Origin of the sequence: Streptomyces sp. NPDC057654, from assembly GCF_042800135.1 — a bacterium.
Taxonomy (GTDB): domain Bacteria; phylum Actinomycetota; class Actinomycetes; order Streptomycetales; family Streptomycetaceae; genus Streptomyces.
The window spans coordinates 1-2,858 of the sequence record NZ_JBHVHQ010001014.1 but is presented as its reverse complement, the minus strand read 5'-3'; the positions used below and the strand labels follow the sequence as shown (position 1 = coordinate 2,858).

Below are 2,858 nucleotides of genomic sequence, written 5' to 3'. Positions count from 1 at the left end.
GGTCCGGGCGAGTCCGGAGGACGCGGCCGGCGGAGCGCTCAGGCGGCCGGCCAGGCGTCCGCGAGCATCTGGCGGGTGTCGGCGAGGAGTTGCGGCAGCACCTTGGTGCTGCCGACGACCGGCATGAAGTTGGTGTCGCCGCCCCAGCGCGGCACGACGTGCTGGTGCAGATGGGCGGCGATGCCGGCGCCGGCGGTGGCGCCCTGGTTCATGCCGATGTTGAAGCCGTGCGCGCCGGAGGCGGCCCGCAGCGCGGTCATCGCCCGCTTGGTGAACTCGGCCAGCTCGGCGGTCTCGGCGGCGTCCAGCTCCGTGTAGTCGGCGACGTGGCGGAACGGGACGACCATGAGGTGGCCGCCGTTGTACGGGTAGAGGTTGAGCACCGCGTAGACATGGGAGCCCCGCGCGATGACGAGCCCGTCCTCATCGGATTTCGAGGGGATCGTACAGAACGGACAGCCGTCCTCGGCTCCGGGCCCGGTCGGCTTGTTCTCGCCCTGGATGTACGCCATCCGGTGGGGCGTCCACAGTCGCTGGAAGGCGTCCTGCGTCCCCACTCCGATCTGCTGTTCCGGCTCGCTCGTCATGGTGTGCAGCATATGGCTTCGCCCGAACGCGGCGTCGCCCCGGGGCGGTCGTGGACCACTCCGGGGCGACGCCGGTCCGCCATGGCGGGTCTCAGACCTGTACGCGGTCCTCGACGGCCTTGACGATCTCGGCGAGGGCCTCGTCGACGGGTACGCCGTTCTTCTGCGAGCCGTCGCGGTAGCGGAAGGAGACCGCGCCGTTCGCGACGTCCTCGTCACCAGCGATGATCATGAACGGGACCTTGCTCTTCTGCGCGTTCCTGATTTTCTTCTGCATCCGGTCCGAGGAGGCGTCCACCTCGACGCGCAGCCCCTTGGCCTTCGCCCGGGCGGCGAACTCCTGGAGGTAGGGGACGTGCGCGTCGCCGATCGGGATGCCGGTGGCCTGCACCGGGGCCAGCCACGCCGGGAACGCGCCCGCGTAGTGCTCCAGGAGCACCGCGAAGAACCGCTCGATCGAGCCGAACAGGGCCCGGTGGATCATGACCGGGCGCTGCTTGGAGCCGTCCGGCGCGGTGTACTCCAGGTCGAAGCGGTCGGGCAGGTTGAAATCGACCTGGATGGTCGACATCTGCCACGTACGGCCGATGGCGTCGCGTGCCTGGACCGAGATCTTCGGCCCGTAGAAGGCCGCGCCGCCCGGGTCCATGACGAGCTCCAGGCCCTGCTTGCCGGCCGCCTTGCGCAGCGTCTCGGTGGCCTCCGCCCAGTTCTCGTCCGAGCCGATGAACTTCTCCGGGTCCTTGGTGGACAGCTCCAGGTAGAAGTCCTCCAGGCCGTAGTCGCGCAGCAGGTTCAGCACGAAGGTGAGCAGCGAGTCGAGCTCGTCCGCCATCTGCTCCTTGGTGCAGTAGATGTGCGCGTCGTCCTGGGTGAAGCCGCGGGCGCGGGTCAGGCCGTGCACGACGCCGGACTTCTCGTACCGGTACACCGTCCCGAACTCGAACAGCCGCAGCGGCAGCTCGCGGTAGGACCGCCCCCGCGCGTCGAAGATCAGGTTGTGCATCGGGCAGTTCATGGGCTTGAGGTAGTAGTCCGTGCCCTCGTCGAGCTGCATGGGCGGGTACATGCCGTCGGCGTACCAGTCCAGGTGGCCGCTCTTCTCGAAGAGCTTGCCCTTCGTCGCGTGCGGCGTGTAGACGAACTCGTAGTCCGCCTCCTCGTGCCGCTTGCGGCTGTAGTCCTCCATCGCCCGGCGGATGACGCCGCCCTTGGGGTGGAAGACGGCGAGGCCCGAGCCGATCTCGTCCGGGATGGAGAAGAGGTCCAGCTCGGAGCCGAGCTTGCGGTGGTCGCGCTTCTCGGCCTCGGCGAGGAATTCGAGGTGCGCCTTCAGCTCGTCCTTCGACGGCCAGGCGGTGCCGTAGATCCGCTGGAGCTGCTTGTTCTTCTCGCTGCCCCGCCAGTAGGCGGCGGCGCTGCGCATGAGCTTGAACGCCGGGATGTTCCGGGTCGTCGGCAGGTGCGGGCCGCGGCACAGGTCCTTCCAGCACAGCTCGCCGGTCTTGGCGTCGAGGTTGTCGTAGATGGTCAGCTCGCCTGCGCCGACCTCCACGTCCGCGCCGTCGGCGCCCTCGACCGCCGCGGCCGAGCCCTTGAGACCGATGAGCTCCAGCTTGTACGGCTCGTCCGCGAGCTCCTCGCGCGCGTCCTCGTCGGTGGTCACCCGGCGCGCGAAGCGCTGGCCGCGCTTCTGGATCTCCTGCATCTTCTTCTCGACGCGCTTGAGATCGTCCGGGGTGAACGGGGTCTCGACGTCGAAGTCGTAGTAGAAGCCGTCCTTGACGGGCGGGCCGATGCCGAGCTTGGCGTCCGGGAAGAGGTCCTGCACGGCCTGTGCCATGACGTGCGCCGCCGAGTGGCGCAGGATGTTCAGGCCGTCCTCGCTGGAGATCTCGACGGGCTCGACCTCGTCGCCGTCGGCGAGGCCGTACGCGAGGTCCTTGAGCTCCCCGGCCACGCGGGCGGCGACGACCGTGCGCTCGCCCTCGAAGAGCGCGGCGGCCGTCGTGCCCGTCGTGACCACTCGCTCTTCCGGTTCGGCGGAATCGCGTTTGATGATCACACGGACGTCTGACACCGGTAGCTCCTGACACATTGGTCTGCGGCAGCGGGCGCTGCGCACGTGAATCGTACCGAGCCGCCGGACCGCACCGCGAAACGGTTTGGCGACCGCCTCTCGGCCGGATCACCTACCGGCCCGGCCACCGCCGCTACTCGCCGCCGCACGCCCCCTCGAAGACGTCCAGGTTCTCGTGCATCGACTTCAGC

General features: G+C 69.0%; 2 protein-coding genes. Both read right to left on the bottom strand.

What is annotated here, in order from left to right:
* Positions 1-38: 38 nt before the first annotated feature.
* Complete coding sequence (locus ACFU99_RS39730) at positions 39-599, bottom strand: HIT family protein (protein ID WP_384402433.1); 561 nt, start codon at positions 597-599, stop codon at positions 39-41.
* Positions 600-678: 79 nt separating this feature from the next.
* On the bottom strand, positions 679-2,667 hold the full coding sequence (gene thrS / locus ACFU99_RS39725) for a threonine--tRNA ligase (protein WP_384402430.1): 1,989 nt from the start codon (positions 2,665-2,667) through the stop codon (positions 679-681).
* Positions 2,668-2,858 lie beyond the last annotated feature (191 nt).